Source organism: Serratia silvae (genome assembly GCF_023282985.1).
GTDB classification, from domain to species: domain Bacteria; phylum Pseudomonadota; class Gammaproteobacteria; order Enterobacterales; family Enterobacteriaceae; genus Chania; species Chania silvae.
The window spans coordinates 71,902-90,196 of sequence record NZ_JAGQDC010000010.1 but is presented as its reverse complement, the minus strand read 5'-3'; the positions used below and the strand labels follow the sequence as shown (position 1 = coordinate 90,196).

18 protein-coding genes and 1 pseudogene are annotated in these 18,295 nt (G+C 52.7%); 8 read left to right on the top strand and 11 right to left on the bottom strand.

Going from position 1 to position 18,295, the window contains the following annotated elements; all coding sequences use genetic code 11:
- Positions 1–5: 5 nt before the first annotated feature.
- Genes KAJ71_RS13740 through KAJ71_RS13725 form a run of 4 tightly spaced genes read right to left on the bottom strand, consistent with a single transcriptional unit; the run spans position 6 to position 3,304 of the window.
- Positions 6–1,379, bottom strand: coding sequence for a pyridoxal phosphate-dependent aminotransferase (locus KAJ71_RS13740; RefSeq protein ID WP_248946251.1), 1,374 nt, complete (start codon positions 1,377–1,379; stop codon positions 6–8).
- Positions 1,372–2,493: a hypothetical protein gene (locus KAJ71_RS13735; protein ID WP_248946250.1), complete on the bottom strand. Its 1,122-nt coding sequence runs from the start codon at positions 2,491–2,493 to the stop codon at positions 1,372–1,374. The genes KAJ71_RS13740 and KAJ71_RS13735 overlap by 8 nt, the downstream gene beginning before the upstream one ends.
- A gap of 2 nt (positions 2,494–2,495) precedes the next feature.
- The gene (locus KAJ71_RS13730; RefSeq protein ID WP_248946249.1) at positions 2,496–2,831 is read right to left on the bottom strand and encodes an HAD hydrolase-like protein; all 336 of its coding nucleotides are present in this window, start codon (positions 2,829–2,831) and stop codon (positions 2,496–2,498) included.
- Entirely contained in the window at positions 2,828–3,304 is a 477-nt protein-coding gene (locus KAJ71_RS13725) for an HAD family hydrolase (RefSeq protein ID WP_248946248.1), read from the bottom strand. The genes KAJ71_RS13730 and KAJ71_RS13725 overlap by 4 nt, the downstream gene beginning before the upstream one ends.
- 324 nt (positions 3,305–3,628) lie before the next feature.
- Between KAJ71_RS13725 and KAJ71_RS13720 the strand changes: the two are divergent.
- The 5 genes and pseudogenes from KAJ71_RS13720 (at position 3,629) to KAJ71_RS13700 (ending at position 7,115) form a co-directional block, all read left to right on the top strand.
- A pseudogene (locus tag KAJ71_RS13720) lies at positions 3,629–4,460 on the top strand (IS5 family transposase).
- A gap of 294 nt (positions 4,461–4,754) precedes the next feature.
- Entirely contained in the window at positions 4,755–5,132 is a 378-nt protein-coding gene (locus KAJ71_RS13715) for an ArsC family reductase (RefSeq protein ID WP_141132719.1), read from the top strand.
- A complete protein-coding gene (gene dapE / locus KAJ71_RS13710) occupies positions 5,129–6,256 on the top strand; it encodes a succinyl-diaminopimelate desuccinylase (RefSeq protein WP_248946247.1) in 1,128 nt (375 codons plus the stop codon). The genes KAJ71_RS13715 and dapE overlap by 4 nt, the downstream gene beginning before the upstream one ends.
- Positions 6,253–6,927: a M15 family metallopeptidase gene (locus tag KAJ71_RS13705; protein ID WP_248946246.1), complete on the top strand. Its 675-nt coding sequence runs from the start codon at positions 6,253–6,255 to the stop codon at positions 6,925–6,927. The genes dapE and KAJ71_RS13705 overlap by 4 nt, the downstream gene beginning before the upstream one ends.
- A gap of 2 nt (positions 6,928–6,929) precedes the next feature.
- Positions 6,930–7,115, top strand: a complete 186-nt coding sequence (locus tag KAJ71_RS13700; RefSeq protein WP_021178743.1) for a YpfN family protein — start codon at positions 6,930–6,932, stop codon at positions 7,113–7,115.
- Between the two features lie 29 nt (positions 7,116–7,144).
- Here KAJ71_RS13700 and ypfH read toward each other — a convergent pair whose 3' ends face one another.
- The 6 genes from ypfH to dapA form a co-directional block, all read right to left on the bottom strand.
- Positions 7,145–7,834, bottom strand: coding sequence for an esterase (gene ypfH / locus KAJ71_RS13695; protein ID WP_248946245.1), 690 nt, complete (start codon positions 7,832–7,834; stop codon positions 7,145–7,147).
- 107 nt (positions 7,835–7,941) lie between these two features.
- Positions 7,942–9,951 carry a tRNA(Met) cytidine acetyltransferase TmcA gene (locus KAJ71_RS13690; RefSeq protein WP_248946244.1) on the bottom strand — a complete coding sequence of 670 codons (2,010 nt, stop codon included), beginning with the start codon at positions 9,949–9,951 and terminating at the stop codon, positions 7,942–7,944.
- A 56-nt stretch (positions 9,952–10,007) separates the two neighbouring features.
- On the bottom strand, positions 10,008–10,877 hold the full coding sequence (gene ypfJ, locus KAJ71_RS13685; protein WP_248946243.1) for a KPN_02809 family neutral zinc metallopeptidase: 870 nt from the start codon (positions 10,875–10,877) through the stop codon (positions 10,008–10,010).
- 199 nt (positions 10,878–11,076) lie between these two features.
- The gene (purC, locus tag KAJ71_RS13680; protein ID WP_248946242.1) at positions 11,077–11,790 is read right to left on the bottom strand and encodes a phosphoribosylaminoimidazolesuccinocarboxamide synthase; all 714 of its coding nucleotides are present in this window, start codon (positions 11,788–11,790) and stop codon (positions 11,077–11,079) included.
- Between the two features lie 166 nt (positions 11,791–11,956).
- Complete coding sequence (gene bamC / locus KAJ71_RS13675; protein WP_248946241.1) at positions 11,957–13,009, bottom strand: outer membrane protein assembly factor BamC; 1,053 nt, start codon at positions 13,007–13,009, stop codon at positions 11,957–11,959.
- Positions 13,010–13,025: 16 nt separating this feature from the next.
- Complete coding sequence (gene dapA / locus KAJ71_RS13670; RefSeq protein WP_248946240.1) at positions 13,026–13,907, bottom strand: 4-hydroxy-tetrahydrodipicolinate synthase; 882 nt, start codon at positions 13,905–13,907, stop codon at positions 13,026–13,028.
- A 108-nt stretch (positions 13,908–14,015) separates the two neighbouring features.
- On the opposite strand from dapA, the gene KAJ71_RS13665 reads away from it, so the two are divergent.
- Both KAJ71_RS13665 and bcp read left to right on the top strand, forming a co-directional pair.
- The gene (locus KAJ71_RS13665; RefSeq protein WP_248946310.1) at positions 14,016–14,621 is read left to right on the top strand and encodes a glycine cleavage system transcriptional repressor; all 606 of its coding nucleotides are present in this window, start codon (positions 14,016–14,018) and stop codon (positions 14,619–14,621) included.
- A 2-nt stretch (positions 14,622–14,623) separates the two neighbouring features.
- Entirely contained in the window at positions 14,624–15,088 is a 465-nt protein-coding gene (gene bcp, locus KAJ71_RS13660; protein ID WP_248946239.1) for a thioredoxin-dependent thiol peroxidase, read from the top strand.
- A 182-nt stretch (positions 15,089–15,270) separates the two neighbouring features.
- Here bcp and KAJ71_RS13655 read toward each other — a convergent pair whose 3' ends face one another.
- Positions 15,271–16,347 carry an AI-2E family transporter gene (locus KAJ71_RS13655; protein ID WP_248946238.1) on the bottom strand — a complete coding sequence of 359 codons (1,077 nt, stop codon included), beginning with the start codon at positions 16,345–16,347 and terminating at the stop codon, positions 15,271–15,273.
- Between the two features lie 475 nt (positions 16,348–16,822).
- Between KAJ71_RS13655 and bepA the strand changes: the two genes are divergently transcribed.
- A complete protein-coding gene (bepA, locus tag KAJ71_RS13650) occupies positions 16,823–18,292 on the top strand; it encodes a beta-barrel assembly-enhancing protease (protein ID WP_248946237.1) in 1,470 nt (489 codons plus the stop codon).
- The last annotated feature ends 3 nt before the right edge of the window (positions 18,293–18,295 follow it).

Below are 18,295 nucleotides of genomic sequence, written 5' to 3'. Positions count from 1 at the left end.
ATATCCTATTTTTTCAGTAAGTTAGCTAACGCAGTGCGCAAGGAATTTCTCAGCGAATGGTCCAGAATACCTCGGCCAGCATCAAAATAGTCGGTATGCTGTCTGCGAGGGACCCTCAATGCGGTCACTGGCACGCGGCCAATAGTGATGCTGTCCATTGCCACGTTGCGCTCATATTCGCTATCCAGGTAGGTCGACTTTAGCCCGACGGATGAGAAAGCAACCCTCACTTTACACCCGGTGAAACCAAGAGAATCTGCAGGGGACAGGGACAATTTCTGTTCTTTAAGCAAATACGCAACCAGATCGCAGCCTGACTTTATGCGCCCGTGCGTCGCCTTGATCAAATAGTCGAAATCGAGCAAAAATCCGTGCCCTGCGGCCGGTTTATGCGTGGTGTTTATCACCTGTTCCCCCAGAGAGTTATTGATGTCATAGACAGACGCATCAATAATGCGCGCACGTTGTGCACTTTCCAGATTGTTTTCTCTGATATATTCATGACAGTGTAGAACGCCGTACTTGACCATTTCCAGTGCCACATTTGAGATCGACGGGTTTTTCGCCGAACAGATATCACGCAGCGCTGCGATAATATTATCCCCACCACATGCCCAGCCCACCCTGACATTGGCCAGATTTAAAAATTTGGAAGCACTTTTAATCGTTACGATATTGTCAGGATACTGCGTAAAATATTTTGCCATCTGAGGAGTTCTCTCCTCATCGTTAAATTCCGTACCAGAAAATACACTATCTACAAAAACCGTTATATTAAATTCAATACACACTTTAGACAGTGCCATGAGCTCAGCATCTGTATAAATCGCACCGGTTTGCGTAGGATTAAACAAGAACAGTGTATCAATTTCTTTTTCTGATACCGATTTAGACAGTTCTTCCGCTGTCAGTTTGTAATCATTTTCAATCTTCGTATACTGGCACGTAAGATGTTCGTGATATAACGCTGACCACTTTATCAGGTTGTGATAGAACGAGGAGGGCACCAAATAACGACGTCCTTTTCCGATATAATAAGTAAATATGGCATCGAAGAGACTGGTCGAACCGTGTGACAGCACAATATTGTTGGCGAGACTCTCATGTATCCCATCCGCCTTGAAATCATCGATGATCCAGGTTTCCAACTCTGCATTATGCGTCATCACATGGTAGTCATCAGGGGAGTAACGATCATTGAGCAATGCTAAAACCCCCGCGGAAATAATGCCGCACTGCGGTCTTCTTGTGCCGTCGCCGTGAGAGAGAGAAACGACATCGCTGTCAAACATCCCCGGAAAGACTTTCATACCGGTTTCATCGTTTCCGGACAGGACGTTGCGCGCATTTTTGTATGCGTGGAAGAGAAGGTTAGACATGTTTACTCCTCAACGCTTGATAGCGCTGTACCAACTCAGCGGACACCTCACCGACCTCAGAAATATGGTATCCTCCGAGCCCAAATCCCATCAGGGCACTCATGACATCCGAGGATTCTTGCTTGAGCCGGATATAACCATCCTGGATACTGTCAATCCCATCATACCGCTGGCCTTTCTCATTGATGCCGATCGCGTCTGAGAGTGAAATATCGTCATTGAGCGCCACATCGAAAGTTCTCCTGCCAATCGTGACGGGATACCCTCCGACTAAGCCCCTGACACCTGGTGCATGTGCCGCTATCGTTTTATCACCGAAAAAGCCTTCAATAATTCTCACTGCCGAACTGGCAGTCACAAACATGCCGTCCTTTCCTCTTTTTCTTTTTAAATCTGTTTTGATGTGTTTGAATATTTTATCGTGCGGTAACATGTCCTGACTGACTTCTTCCCCGTTATTTTTTACGCTCAAATAATAAGGCGCGCCCTTTGCATGCCCTTCTGAGGGAATGGTATTGCCAACATAGTGATGAGCGACCATATTGACGGAGATTGAAGATATGTCACTGTTGAGTATCTGTGAAACAGCCTCGCGGATAGGCTGACAAATATTTGAGACATTGCCAATCCCGATATCCGGGGCAAGTGCTATGCCATTAAGCAACGGATTCACTGCATCGGGAAATGCCGCGTTGACTACCGTCGTTTTTACACCGGAGGCTTTTATTGCTTTCATCAACTGGAGTGCCGGATAGGCATGACACGCGGTCCAGGGGCCTACGCCAGCAGTCCATAATGCTTTGCTGATATGATCGGGCAGTTCTGAAACAACCCAAAATGACTGAACTGAAGCAGTATTGAAGATTAAATCAGGTTCAATATCACTAATGATCTCCGCCATCTCCTCAACGGAGTCAAGGTTTATTTTTCTTGACGATATATTAAATGTATGGCCAACATTCTCTGACGTGAATTTTATCAGGTTCACAATTTCGTCTGCAGCATTTTCATTCCTGGCAGCAATCGTTACCTGGCACGGAAAATTTCTCCAGGCCAACATCTCTGAAACCATCGTAGAAAGGACACCAGAACCAATGATAAGCACCTTATACATAATCACCCCTGTAGATTTAGAATATAATCATGCAACCCTTCATTTAATTCATCTTCGCTATACTGCAAACCACCACATCCAGCGACCAGTATGGTTTTAAGTGACGCAGAGTTTCCTCCAAAAATATCCGTTTCCAGCGAATCCCCCAACATGCAGGCATTTTCTTTTTTCACACCAATCCCTGCCAATGCGATATTAAAAATATCCGCACTAGGTTTGCCATACTCGTAAACGGTACCACCGGCTTCTCTCACTTTTTGACAGAAGTACCCCGCAGCCTTATGAATACGACCTCCAATATTGACAAATTTATCCGGATTCGTTGAATATACGATCAACCCCTCCCTAGGATTTTTCTTACTAACCTTTCGATCTCTTCATCCTTTTCATAAATGATGTTTGCAGCAATAACAAAATCACATGTTTCGATAGAAGAGACTTGTCGATCTAACATTGTAGTAAGCCAGTGGCATTCACCGGCGGTGCCCACTAGGATGAAAGTGTGTTGTGGATTGGTTGCGAAATGGCGAGTAATTCGCTCTTTGCACAGGCTTCCGGACGTGAAAATTCCATCAATAAATGTTTCTGAAATCCCTTTATCATTCAGTAAAACAGCCAGCTCTTCCGACGAGCGAGAGGTATTGCTCACGAGTGCGAGCCGGCCATGCATTTTCATTTTCCGGAGCAGATCATCAGCAATATGAGTTTTTGACTGACCATCGTATAAGACACCCCAGACGTCTACGAGATAACCTTCGAATACAGGCAATTCATCCACGCAGGCAAGGCACTTTTTATCTCTTTTCATCATGCATCCATTCATGGAATTGAAAATCATTCTCGTTTATTTATATGTAAATCTTGCTTAAATATGTAGCAGCACATATCGTATATGGGAAGTGTTTTTTGTTATTTAATTGTTACTATATAGTTACATTTTTATTAGTTATCTGAAATGTAATGAATTTAAAAAAGATAAGACCATTCATGATTCATAAAAATTCTTGGTGATATATGCATTTTAAGTACCTACCAAGCTGCATCGTCAGCCGTTCGTTGGCTTTGTTGAATAAATCGAACTTCTGACTGCAATCAGGATCAGATCACCACATTCCTGATCCTGGAGCGGTTTCCCGTGGCAAAGCAAAAGTTCAAGATCACTAACTGGGCGGCCTACAACAAGGCTCTCATCAATCGGGGTTCGCTGACATTCTGGCTTGATGAGTCGGCTATCCAGGCCTGATACGACGAGCCAAAAACCGCATCACGAGGGCGTCCACAACGTTATTCTACGTTAGCTATTTCCACCGTACTGATGCTCAAACGCGTCTTTCGCCTCACGCTACATGCCGCTCAGGGATTCATTGATTCCATTTTTACGTTCATGAAGCTCCCGCTTCGTTGCCCGGATCATTCCTACGTCAGCAGACGGGCTAAATCCGTGAGCATCCCTTTCAAGACCCCCACGCGCGGCGAGATTGCCCATCTGGTTATCGATTCCACCGGCTTAAAAGTCTTTGGTGAAGGCGAATGGAAGGTGAAAAAGCACGGTAAGGAAAACGAAAACTGCACCAGGCCGTGGACGCCGATGCCCACCGGAAAATTAAGGTAGCTTCCGCCGATAGCGCTTATGACACAAAGCTATGCCATGACGAACTGCGGCGTAAGAAAATCAGAGCACTTATCCCGCCGCGAACCCGGGCGGGTTACTGGCCGGAGGAGTATGCCGACAGAAATCAGGCGGTGGCGAGGCAAAGACTGACGGGAAGCAACGCCTATTGGAAATGGAGCACGGCTTACAACCGACGGTCAGTGGCGGAAACGGCAATGTACCAGGTTAAACAACTGTTCGGTGGCCACCTGACTCTGCGTGACTACAATGCGCAGGTCGGTGAGGCATGGCCATGATCCGTGCATTGAACAAAATGACGCGTGCAGGCATGCCAAAAAGTGTGCGTGTTGCCTGATGGCTCGTCAATTCGGGAAAGCTTTTGTCTCAATCCGATTTATTCAACAAAGCCGGACTTTTCTTGAAATGATCAGTTTTTTATCTACATCGTGCAATTCGACCTTATGTTCATCAAGTACAGACAAATACTTCATACACAAGAGGGGATTAGTTGTCTGGATCTAAGCCTAGTTTTACCGCATTATCTTTCACATAATCCAGTAGCATAGCCTCCTGACGGTCTAAGCCATCACCGCTGGCTTGCTTTTCTGTACTGATTCGAAGATATAGGTAGCACTTTCTCATGGTAAATATGGACTCAAAAAGTTTGTTTAAGCTCTATGGTATCAAAAATTGTGACACCATCAAAAAAGCTCGCCGCTGGCTGGAAGAACAGGGAGTGGCTTACCAATTTCACGACTACCGCGCAGACGGGCTGGACGAACAGCTGTTGCGTGATTTTGTCGCGCGCCTGGGCTGGGAACCATTGCTGAACACCCGTGGCACTACCTGGCGTAAACTGGATGAAGCCCAGCGCAATGCCTGCGACAATGCCGATGCCGCCATCGCCCTGATGCTGGAGCAACCGGCCATGATTAAACGCCCCTTGCTGGATGATGGTAAAGGACATGCCCTGCTAGGCTTCAGCAGCGAAAGCTATCAGCAATTTATTACCGAGGTTAATTCATGATCTGCCCTGTTATCGAACTGGCGCAACAGCTTATCAAGCGCCCTTCCCTCAGCCCGCATGACGAAGGCTGTCAGGAGCTGATGATTGCCCGCCTGAAAGCAATCGGCTTTACCGTCGAACCGATGAACTTTGGCGATACGCAAAACTTCTGGGCCTGGCGCGGCCAGGGCAGTACGCTGGCGTTTGCTGGCCACACCGATGTGGTACCTACCGGCGACGAGAAAAATTGGGATAACCCGCCGTTTGAACCCGTCATCCGCGACGGCATGCTGTATGGGCGCGGAGCCGCCGATATGAAAGGCTCCCTGGCCGCGATGCTGGTGGCAGCAGAACGCTTCGTTGCCGCCAACCCCGACCATCAGGGCCGCCTGGCGTTTCTGATCACCTCAGACGAAGAGGCCAGCGCCACTCATGGCACTGTGAAGGTAGTGGAAGCCTTGATGGCTCGCAACGAGCGCCTTGATTATTGCCTGGTCGGCGAACCTTCAAGCACCGAGCAGGTCGGAGACGTAGTGAAAAATGGCCGCCGTGGCTCGATCACCGCCAATCTGCGTATCCATGGTGTTCAAGGGCACGTCGCCTATCCGCATCTGGCGGATAACCCGGTTCACCGGGCTATGCCTGCGTTAAACGAACTGGTCGCCATTGAGTGGGATCAGGGCAACGAATTCTTCCCGCCAACCAGCATGCAAATTGCCAACGTGCAGGCCGGTACCGGCAGCAACAACGTGATCCCCGGTGAAATGTTCGTGCAGTTCAACTTCCGCTTCAGCACCGAGCTTACCGATACCCTAATCAAGCAGCGAGTGCAGGAACTGCTGGATCGTCATAACCTGAACTACAGCATCGACTGGTGGCTATCTGGCCAACCTTTCCTGACCGCACGTGGTGCCTTGGTAGATGCCGTGGTTAATGCAGTGGAACACTATGCCGAGCTCACTCCGCAACTGCTGACTACCGGTGGTACCTCTGATGGCCGCTTTATCGCTCAGATGGGAGCACAGGTGGTTGAGCTGGGGCCGGTCAACGCCACCATCCATAAAGTGAATGAATGCGTACATGCGGCCGATCTGCAGTTACTGAGCCGCATGTATCAGCGTATCATGGAGCAACTGGTCGCATGATCAGCGCAGAAATGCTCACCGGGCGCTCGACGGAGCATCTCACCGTACTGAGCGGCAATCATCGGCTGCAACCCGCTGCGGTGGTGGCCTTTCAGGCCATGCAGCAGGCGGCGAAAACGGCAGGCTTCGATCTGCAACCGGCCAGCACCTTTCGCGATTTTGACCGGCAACTGGCGATCTGGAATGGCAAGTTCTGCGGAGAGCGGCCAGTATTAGATCGCAATAGCCAGCCGATGGATATCCAGCCATTGTCCGCCGCCGAGCGTTGTGAAGCCATTTTGCGTTGGTCGGCCCTACCGGGTGCCAGCCGTCATCACTGGGGCAGCGATCTGGATGTTTACGATCCGTCGCTGTTGCCGGTTGGGCAAAAGTTGCAGTTGGAGCCGTGGGAATATGAAGCCGGTGGTTATTTCTATCCGCTGAATCTATGGCTGACTGCACATATGGCCGAGTTTGGTTTCTATCGCCCGTTTACCGCCGATCAAGGTGGAGTGGCGATGGAACCCTGGCATCTAAGTTATCGCCCGTTGGCGCAGGAGGCAGAGCATTTACTAACGCCCGAGCTGCTGCTGGCGGCCTGGCGAGATAAGGACGTTGCTGGCGCATCTTGGCTCTCAAGCCATCTGCCCGCGATATTCTCGCGTTTTGTTCGCCCTGAAGGAAAGGTGTAAACATGCATTGGTTAGCTGACTACTGGTGGATAATCCTGGTGATATTGGCAGGCATTATCATTAGCGGGATCAAGGAATTACGCCGCCTGGATCATCGAAAATTTCTGGCTAACAAGCCTGAGTTGCCGCCCCACCGCGATAACAACGCCAAGTGGGACGACGAAGATGACTGGCCGAAAAAGCCATAACCTCAGGGCGCACCTCAGCGCCCTGCTGTTTATTTAAAAGCGATCAGATCGCCTCGTTTGCCAAACATCGCCTCTTCCCAATAGCGCTGCGGCACATAGTAATGTAAGCGCTCCAGAGCAGCGTTCATCATGCCCGAGCTGATCGCATGCCCGACGCCTGGCTCAATATCCAACGTAACGTCCCCACCAACGGCTTGCAAACGATCCGCCGCCGCTTGCGCATGTTCCGCAGCAATAACGCCGTCCGTCTCACCATGGATCAGGTGTACCACGCTGTCACCAAAATCGGCTTGCGGTAACTGGGCAAAACGGCCGCTGAAGGCCACTACCCGCCCGGCCAGTTTGGCTTCGGCTTTTAACCCTTCCAGTGCCATAATCGAACCCTGCGAAAAACCAACCAGCGCGGTGCCCGCATAACCTACACCGCTATGTTGCTGCCAGTAGCGCACGGTTTCAACAAAGGTTGGCATCACTTCGGCAATACGCTGCGCGCGGTTGTCTTCGGTGATCCCCTGAACCGAGAACCATTGGCGGCCATCACCGTTCCCAAAAGCAAATGGGCCGCCAATGCTCACCACCAAAGCCTGTGGGAAGTCTTTGGCGAAGTAACTGCCAATCTCCCCCATTGCCACCGGGTTATCCCCCACGCCATGAAACAGCAGTATCAGTTGCTCTGCCGGTGTTGCAGGGCTTTGGACAACGAAATTCGAGTGTTTCATGGGGACTCCTCAGGTTAGAAACATCCGGGGCTTAGCCGGCAACAGCCCCTTACTATACGCCGCAGAGAAATCAGGAAAATCGGGTTTTATTGAACAACTCTTTCCATTTATTGCAACGACTGCGCCCACTCCTGCCAGTAACGACAATGTTGCGCATTAAGTTGTTGCAACGCCTGCCCTGCCTCTTGCCGCCAAAGTCTCAGCAAGGCTTTATGACCACTCAGGCCATGTTGTGCAGCACACTGGGCCGTGGTTTGTTGTTGCTGCAAATGTGCACGCAATGCCGCACAGGGCAATGAACTGGTCAACAGCAGACGTTGTAGCGCTCCCAGGCTGGCCTCCAAGGGCCGATGGGCAAAGGCAAAACCGGCCAGCTCGCGCCAATCTTCCTCATTTAATAGCGGATCGGCATCATCGTCGAACTCCAGCAACAGGTCGCTACGTTGCCGCAACCAGCGCCAATCCCGTGCCAGGTGCTTATGCGCCGCATGGCTCAGCGCCTCCCCTTGCTCGCTAATAGCTAGCAACGCCATGGCGGTATAACAGCCGCTGCTGGCCTCCGGTTTGTTGCCAATCCGCACCAGGGTGAAGCCACAAGATTGCCAAAACCGCCACAGCGGCTCGGTATAGCCAAAGCTGACAGAAAGAAAATCCAGCCCCTGTGAACCCCATTTTTGCTGTTCCACCAACCGGCTGGCGATCCCTTGCTGGCGTAACTCCGGCAACACGGCGATACGGGTAATGCGACGGGAACGCAGCGTAGGTGCCCACCATTGGCCGCTATGTGCCGCCAGAGATTGAGCGACCAAGTTGCCGCGCGGTCTTCTGCGGCCCGCCCAAACCTCGTGGGCCAGTTCAACCGATAAACCGCCCTCGTTCACCAACCACAATGCCCCAACCACCTCATCGCCCAGCGATGCCGCACTGAAGTGCATCCCGGGCGCATCCATCAGCCGGCGTAAATCCAGCGGTGAGGTTCGATAGTGTGCGCTACAGAGCAATGCATAGAAACGCCGTAACCGTTGGGGATCGGCGCACAGTTCAGCCTGTTCAATACAACCTAAAGTGGGTGACTGCCCGGCCACTGCCCATACCGGTTCCTCGTTGAACAGCAAGGCATGATCGATAATCCGCTCCAGGGGGTCGCCCGCTGCCCAACGCATCGGTTGCTGCAAGCTTAGCGGCTGCCACTGCGGCAACGTGGCGCAGAACTTTAGCAAAAAGCCGCGCCCCGTTCCTTCGTAACCCTGCACCGTGGTTGTCAGTAATACGCGCGGGAAATAGTCCATTAGCCGTTGCAGCAAGGGGCCAGGGATTGTTGCGGCCTCATCCACCAGCAGCCAGCCCCCCCCCTCTGCACCATGTTCAGCACAATGCTGTAGCAAAGCATCCGGTGCCCAAAACTGGGCCCGTCCTGCGGCCCACTCGCTGGCAACGTCAGTAGCGGCGCGGCTCGGGCCAGTGATCCAGCAGGTTAGCGGGCTGCTGGCCATCAACATTCCTGCTACCGTCGATTTCCCCCGGCCACGCGCAGCGGTTAATACCCAGATGCCTGACTCGGCCGCCAGCAACCGGGCCAAAATGGCCTGCTGTTCATCACTCGGATTACCCTGGGGAGCCTGCCAATCTGGCCGTGATGGTAAGGGAGCCAGGCACAACGGTTCACCTTGCCGCCAAATAGACACTTCGCTATCGGCCAGCAACTGTTGTTGCAGATGGTGGATAAAATGGGGCGTGGCGATCGGCTGTGGGCAATCACTCCAGCGCAGGCTGTCGCTATCTGGCTGCTTCGGCCAACTTTGCCAAGGTGGAACCAGCAACAGTAACCAGCTACCGGCTTGTAATGTCCCGCAGAGCTGGGCCAGCGCTTCAACGTCCAGCCCCGCTAACGCATCAAATACCGCATGCAACCGCTCTTGCCCCAACAGGGTTTTGACCGCGTTACTCGCCAACGCATCGATTCCTGCGGGCGTATCGTTACCGACCCAAGGCCAGTCGCCCAGCAACTGTGCCGCCAGTTGCTGCGCCTGATCTCGGCACCATTGCGGTTCGCCGCTGATCACCAACAGCCGCCGAGTACCCTGCCGCTGCATACGTTGCTGCATTTTTTGTAACATGAATATTGAGGCCTGAAAGCAGAGTGCCGGGCTCTAGGCACCGGCACTGAGTAATATCAACGGGAGGCGAAGGTGTTGCAGGTGTTAGGGTCGCCGCTATCGAACCCTTGCTTGAACCAGGTATAACGCTGCTGCGAGGTGCCATGCGTAAAGCTGTCCGGCACCACTCGACCCTGGCTTTGCTGCTGCAAACGGTCGTCACCAATCGCCTGCGCGGCATTCAGCGCTGCTTGCAGATCGCCCGCTTCCAGCATCTGCTGTTTCTCAGCGTAATGGCCCCAAACGCCAGCAAAGCAGTCTGCCTGAAGCTCCATTTTCACCGACAGACGGTTAACCTCTGCCTGGCTAGCCCCTTGCTGCATCTGGCGAACCTTGCGCTCAATCCCCAGTAGATTTTGCACGTGGTGGCCCACTTCATGCGCAACCACGTAGGCCTGAGCAAAATCACCGCCAGCATCCAGCTTGGTTTTCATATCCTGGTAGAACGAGAGATCGATATAGACCGTATCGTCCGCCGGGCAGTAGAACGGCCCCATCACCGATTGGCCAGTGCCGCAGCCGGTACGCGTCGCGCCCCGGTACATTACCAATTTGGGATCCTGATAGTTTTTCCCCATCTGCTTGAAGATCCCCTGCCAGTTATCTTCGGTAGAGGCCAGCACCACCGAGGTAAATTTGGCCAGTTGATCGTCTTGCGGGCTGATGCTAGCGCTTTGCTGCTGAGACTGCGGGGAAACATCTCCGCCATTCAGCAGCGGAGTCAGGTCTACCCCGTAGTAACCGGCAACCAGCACCACTACCAGAATGATCAGGCCACCTTTGCCGCCGATAGGTATCCGGGGGCCGCCACCGCCGCCGCCCAGACCTGAAGACTGCCCACGACGATCCTCGACATTGTCACTTTCACGACGCCCTTGCCAACGCATAAATAAACTCCAGATATGATTTTTAATAATCGTAGGAAACTTGCCCTGGTTACTATTATAAGGCGTTCGTGGCTAAGGGAATGCAGTAATTTTCTGGAAAGTAGGGAATGAGGGATGAAAGGCTCGGTTCAATGCTTTGCCCCTCACTCTAGCACTCTCCTATAGGGAAAGGGCTAGAGTGAGGGGCATGATTTAACGATTAGTCCAGCTTCACGCCAATACGGCGGGCGACTTCTTCGTAGGCTTCGATCAAACCACCCAGGCTCTGACGGAAGCGGTCTTTGTCCATCTTGGCAAGGGTATTCTTGTCCCACAGGCGGCTACCATCCGGTGAGAACTCATCACCCAGCACCACTTCACCGTTGAACAGGCCGAACTCCAGCTTGAAATCGACCAGGATCAGACCCGCATCGTCAAACAGCTTGCTCAGCACATCGTTAGCCATGTAGCTCAGCTCACGCATGCGCGCCAGATGCGCTTTGCTCACCCAGCCGAAGGTTTCACAATAGGATTCGTTCACCATTGGGTCATGCATCGCGTCGTTCTTCAGGAACAGATCAAACAGCGGAGGATTCAGCGGCAAACCTTCTTCAATACCCAAGCGCTTGACCAAAGAACCCGCAGCGCGGTTACGGATCACGCACTCAACCGGCACCATCTCCAGCTTTTTCACCAGCACTTCGTTATCAGACAGCAGGCGTTCCATCTGCGTTGGGATACCGGCCGCCTCCAGCTTGCTCATAATGAAATGGTTGAATTTGTTATTCACCATCCCTTTGCGATCAAACTGCTCAATGCGCTGACCATCCAGTGCTGACGTATCGTTACGGAATTCCAACACCAGCAGATCCGGGTTTTCGGTGGTGTAGACGGTTTTTGCCTTGCCGCGATACAGTTCAGCTAGCTTTTGCATCTTAACTTACTCCAATGAGATGGTACCTTCCGGCTGCCAGACAGCCTACTGGGCACAAAATTGACCTGATAAGTTCTTTGGTTTGCTGATAACTATTGTGCCAAATCTGCGACGCAAACGATACCGTATCAGCAAAACAAAAAGGGGCCGTAGCCCCTAGATGTGATTATTTAACGCTGGTTTTACTGAAAGCCGTCTGGAGAACCGCTACCAGCGCATCGTTCTGCGACTGGGTCAACGGCTTACCTTTGGAATCGATAAATTGCAAACTGGTACGGTTATTCAAATCACCGACCTGCAGTTTGTAATCACCTTCTTTCAGTTCAGGATCTTTCGCGCCCAACGCATCCCAATCACCGCTGCTCAGGGATTTGTAGGTTACGGCGACGGTACCCTGCGGACGGCTGCGGTCACCCACTTTCATCCCCAGTTTGTCCAGTGCCGGTGGCAAACGATCCCACACTACCGTGTACGGCGCACGCACGATCAGCGTCGGCAAACCGGTGTCATCCGCGCCGCTCTGCACGTCCAACACGCCAATACGGTTGGCGGACTGGCTGCTCGACAGGTTGTCCTGCTTGTCCAGGCCTTCAACGATGGTGTTCATCATCATACCGTTGTAGCGCTGAACTTCAGAAGGATCGGTGACCTTGTCGGTTTTCCCTTGCTGGCGCAGTTCGAGGGTTTTCACCACCAACGCTTGCTGGTAACCCTGTTTCTGTACCGTGATCTGGTAGCGGCCTTCGTACTGGTTGTCTTCATCCAGACGGTTCCACTTCACCCAGTCGGTGGTCAGCGTTTGGCTGGCATCCGTACGTGAGGCAATCGGAATATTTTTGCTCTGCAACAGGCTGGCTACGCGAGACCACAGGTTATCGTTCTGCGGACTGCTTTCCATCAACAGCGTGCCGCTGTCACCCGCATATTGACCACGGGAACCGCTCAACAGTGCCAGCGGCTGTACCGGTGGCCGGATATCCAGTTGCTTGCCAACAGCGCCTTTCTGCGCGTTTGCCGGAACTTCATAATTGCCGGTTTGTACCGGCAGGATCATGCCAGACGGCGCGCTCATCGATTTGAGCGGTGCGGCCTCAAGATAAGCCTCATCTCCGCTAACTTGGCGTTTGTAGCGCTGATCGGTAGAACAAGCCGCCAGCGTCATCACCAGCGCTAATCCCACGACCGTTGCTAGCGTCGACTTTTGCAATGAATAAGCCATCAAATCTCCCTAAGAGTTACAGCAAACCGGCGCTTTTCAACGCACGCTCCACGACAGGACGGGCAGCGTCGGTCAACGGCGTCATAGGCAGACGCATCGTATCGGTTGCCATCAATCCCAATGCCTTACAGGCCCATTTCACCGGAATTGGGTTTGCTTCTACGAACAAATCCTGATGCAAAGGCATCAAGCGCTGATTCAAACGGCGGCCTTCGGCAAAGTTGCCTTGCGCCGCCAGGCGGCAAAGTTCGACCATTTCACGAGCTGCCACGTTGGCCGTCACGGAAATCACCCCTTTGCCACCCAGTTGCATGAAGTCCAGACCGCTGGCGTCGTCGCCGCTCAGCAAAATGAAGTCTTCATCATCAACCAGCACTTGGATCTGACTAACACGACTTAAGTTCCCTGTTGCCTCTTTAACGGCAACAATATTCTTAATTTTGGCCAAACGAGCGATGGTTGGCGGCAGCATGTCACAACCAGTGCGCGAAGGCACGTTATAGAGGATCTGCGGCAGATCGGTGCTTTCGGCAATGGCTTTGAAATGCTGATACAGACCTTCCTGGGTCGGTCTGTTGTAGTACGGCGTGACCGACAGGCAGCCCACAACACCGGTATTGCTGAAACGCTGCGTCAATGAGATAGCCTCACTGGTCGCGTTGGCACCCGTGCCAGCGATCACCGGAATACGGCCTGCGGCCAGTTCCAGCGTCTGCAAGACCACATCCACATGTTCGTCATGGGGCAGCGTGGCGGACTCGCCGGTAGTTCCTACGGAAACGATCGCCGCGGTCCCACTGGCTACATGATAATCAATCAGTTTTTTTAGGCTCGCACGATCGACAGCACCTTTGGTGTCCATCGGCGTAACCAGTGCAACAATACTTCCCGTAAACATTGGCCGTCCCCTCCACAAACAAGTCACCCATGGTACTTTTGTCACCTATCCAAAAGCAAGCAAACAACGTGTCTAAGCGCTTGGCAGGCGGTTTTTTTTGTGTTTACCATGGTAACCCCATTCAGTACGACAGGAAGCTGCATTTTGCCTAAGCCTGATGAACACTATCTGGTGATCACCGCACTGGGCGCCGATCGCCCCGGTATCGTCAACGCCATCACCCGCCACGTCAGTAGCTGCGGGTGCAACATCGAAGATAGCCGTCTGGCCATGCTGGGTGAAGAGTTCACCTTCATCATGCTGCTTTCAGGTAGCTGGAACGCGATTACCCTGATCGAATCCACTTTGCCGCAAAAAGGCGCCGAGCTGGATTTACTGATCGTGATGAAACGCACAAACTCGCAAGAAAGACCGCCAATGCCGGCTACAGTGTGGGTACAGGTTGAGGTAAAAGACTCCCCGCATATCATCGAGCGGTTTACCGGCCTGTTTGATTCGAGCCAGATGAATATTGCCGAGCTGGTGTCACGGACTCAGCCAGCACAGGGTGAGCTGCCCTCCCAGCTCTATATCCAGATCACCGCTCACAGTTCTGGCGGTCAGGATGCCACAAATATTGAACAAGCCTTTTATCGCCTATGTACAGAATTGAATGCGCAAGGCAGTATTAGCGTAGTGAACTATCCACAGCATGATGAGAGAGATGGAGAGTAGTTATGAGCCCATTGAAAGCCGGTGATACAGCGCCGAAATTTAGTTTACTCGACCAGGATGGCGAGGAAATTAACTTGGCCGACTTCCAGGGACAACGAGTACTTGTTTACTTTTATCCCAAAGCCATGACGCCAGGTTGCACCGTGCAAGCCTGCGGGTTACGGGATAACATGGATGAATTGAAAAAGGCGGGCGTCGAAGTGCTGGGTATCAGCACCGATAAACCCGAAAAGCTCTCGCGTTTTGTTGAGAAAGAGCTGCTCAACTTCACGCTGCTATCCGACGAAGATCATCAGGTAGCTGAGCAGTTTGGTGTTTGGGGCGAGAAAACCTTCATGGGCAAAACCTATGATGGCATTCACCGTATCAGTTTCCTGATCGGCACCGACGGCAAGGTTGAGAAAGTGTTTGATGATTTCAAGACCACCAATCACCACGAAATCGTTCTGAACTACCTGCAGCAATAACAGAATCCATATACCCTATGGATTTCAAGTTACAGCTAGGCGCCAAGCTTGCTCATCCCCTGAAACTTACTTAGGAAAGTGACAGGGGCAAGGCCCGTGGATGGGTCGAGTTGTGCACACGCTGTAGCTTGAAAGACGATGGGTATAAGCGCAGCAACTGATGCTGCTGCGCTTTATTTCCCTTACTTCACCTCGTCACCCACATCCACCAGCATGTTATCCGGCCAGGCGTGGATCACGGCTTTCACCAATGTCGCCAATGGGATGGCGAAGAAGACGCCCCAGAATCCCCACAGGCCGCCGAAGATAATTACCGAGAGAATGATCACCAGCGGATGCAGATTGACCGCTTCGGAGAACAGGATCGGCACCAGCAGATTGCCGTCCAACCCTTGCACCACCAGATAAGCGATAATCAGCGTCCAGAAATCGGCACCAATGCCCCACTGGAACATGGCCACCACCACCACCGGGATCGTCACCAGTACCGCGCCGATGTAAGGGATCAGCACCGAGAGGCCAACCAACACCGCCAATAGCAGGGAATAACGCATATCCAGGATGAAGAACACCAGATAGGTCGCTACCCCAACGATCACCATCTCCAGCACCTTGCCGCGAATATAGTTAGTGATCTGCTGGTTCATCTCGACCCACACCTGCCCTGCCAGCCCACGGTTGCGCGGCAACACGCGGCGCACCGCATTGATCATCTGCTCTTTGTCCTTCAGCAGGAAGAAAGCCATCAAAGGCACCAGGATCAGGTAAATGGCCAGCGTCAACAGCCCAACCAGTGAGGCCAGCGAGAATTTAACCACCGACTCACCCATCCCCGACAGACGCTCACGCAGGTTCTGCGCCATCATATCGATGATGCCCGCATCCACCAGCGCCGGATAGCGTGTTGGCAAGGTCGCCGCATAGTTGTAGAACTGATTGAGCATACTCGGTAAATCGGTCATCAGGTTGATCCCCTGTTGCCAGGCGGTTGGCGCGACCACGAAGACCAACAACATGGCAATACCGCCAAACACGATCAACATAAGGCTTGCCGCCCAGGTGCGCGAACATCCCAGGCGCTGAAGGCGTGCGGTAGGCCATTCCAGCAGGTAGGCAAGCACTAGCGCCACCAGTAAGGGGGTCAAGATACCGTGCAAAAAATAAAGGATGCAGAACCCAGCAACCAAGATCACCAGCAAAGCAATAGCCTGCGGATCGGTGAAACGACGTCGGTACCACTGTAATAACATCTCCAACATCTGAGATTGCTCCTTATTCCATCAATGGGGGGTGAGGCTCGCCAATCCCTGTACGGCCGAGCAGGTATGACATGATTTTTAAATAATTTTAGCCCGGTTATCACCGTGCAAACGTTTCAATATGGGTTGTGGCTGGCTATGATGTGATAGCGTTATGCCGCTCAGGCGCACGATCCCTGAAAATGCATTTTTGTGAGCCAACGCACTTTCGTGATGATTGTACTGGAGAGTCTGGCATGGAAGAAGAACTCTTATCTGATGCTGGCGTCTATACCCTATGAATTTCAAGCTGCAGCTAGGCAACAAGCTATCTCATCCCCAGGAACTTACGTTTAGTAAGTGACTGGAGTGACAAATCTGTCAGGAACAGATTTGAACGCTGTACACAGCGGCCCCGAAGGGATGGGAAGAGTAGCTATGTGCAGGTAACAACGACGGGTAAAGTTGATGACTTTAATGAGGGAATAACCTGACTATGACCATCCGGTTGACTAAAACAGCGCTAACAGTCCTGTTGCTCGGCTCGCTTTGCACCTCTGCGTTGGCACCGGTTAACGCCCAAACGCAAGACCAACTACCGGATATGGGGACTTCCGCTGGGGGCACGTTGAGCATCGGCCAGGAACTGACCATGGGCGACTTTTACGTGCGGCAGCTGCGTGCTAGCGCCCCGTTGATCAACGACCCGTTATTAACCCAGTATATTAACCAGTTGGGTAACCGGCTGGTCGCCAGCGCCTATTCGGTGCGCACACCGTTCCACTTCTTTCTAGTCCGTAACGACGAGATCAACGCCTTTGCCTTTTTCGGTGGCAACGTGGTACTGCACTCTGCCCTGTTCCGTGAAACCGATAACGAGAGCCAACTGGCCTCGGTTCTGGCGCACGAAATTTCGCACGTGACCCAGCGCCATCTGGCCCGTGCAATGGAAGATCAGCAACGCAACGCACCGCTGACCTGGGTGGGCGCACTGGGCTCGATCCTGCTGGCGATGGCTAACCCAACCATGGGCATGGCGGCGCTGAGTGGTACGCTGGCGGGAACGCAGCAGGGGATGATCAGCTTCACTCAAGCGAACGAACAAGAAGCCGACCGTATCGGTATTCAGGTATTGCAGCGCGCCGGGTTCGATCCCGAAGCGATGCCAGACTTCCTGCAAAAGCTGGCCGATCAGTCCCGCTACGCTTCTAAACCACCGGAAATGCTGCTGACGCACCCGCTGCCGGACAGTCGACTTTCGGACGCCCGCAACCGCGCCAACCAAATGCCACGCCATCTGGTGCAATCCAGCCAGGACTATCTGCTGGCCAGGGTTCGTACACTGGGGATGTACAGCTCAGAAGGCTACGGCCTGAGCGAAGACGTACTGGACACTTACAGCAAGGGCAACATTCGCGAGCAAATAGCCGCCAAATATGGCCGGGCGATCCTGTTCTACGAAGCCAAAAAATACGACGAAGCGCGCGATCTTATTCAGCCACTGCTGGCAAAAGATCCGAAAAACGTCTGGATGCTGGATCTGCTAACCGACATCGATCTGGGTCAGAATAAGGCCGCTCAGGCCATTGCTCGGCTTGAGGCGGTCAATGCGGCACAAAGTAATAACTCAGTGTTACTGCTCAACCTGGCGAACGCTTACGTTGAGGGCAATCAACCCGCTAAAGCGTCAAAAATCCTCAACCGTTATACCTTTGCCCATCCAGACGATCCGAACGGCTGGGATCTGCTGGCTCAGGCCAGTGCCGCCCAAGGGCTACGCGATGAAGAACTCTCTGCCCGGGCAGAAAGCCTGGCGCTGGCAGGCCGCCTGGATCAGGCGATCGGCTTGCTCAGCAACGCCAGCTCATTGCAAAAGCTGGGCAGCCTGAAACAGGCTCGCTATGACGCGCGGATTGACCAACTGCGTCAGTTGCAAAGAACCTTCAGCAAGTTCCAACGCACTTGATTT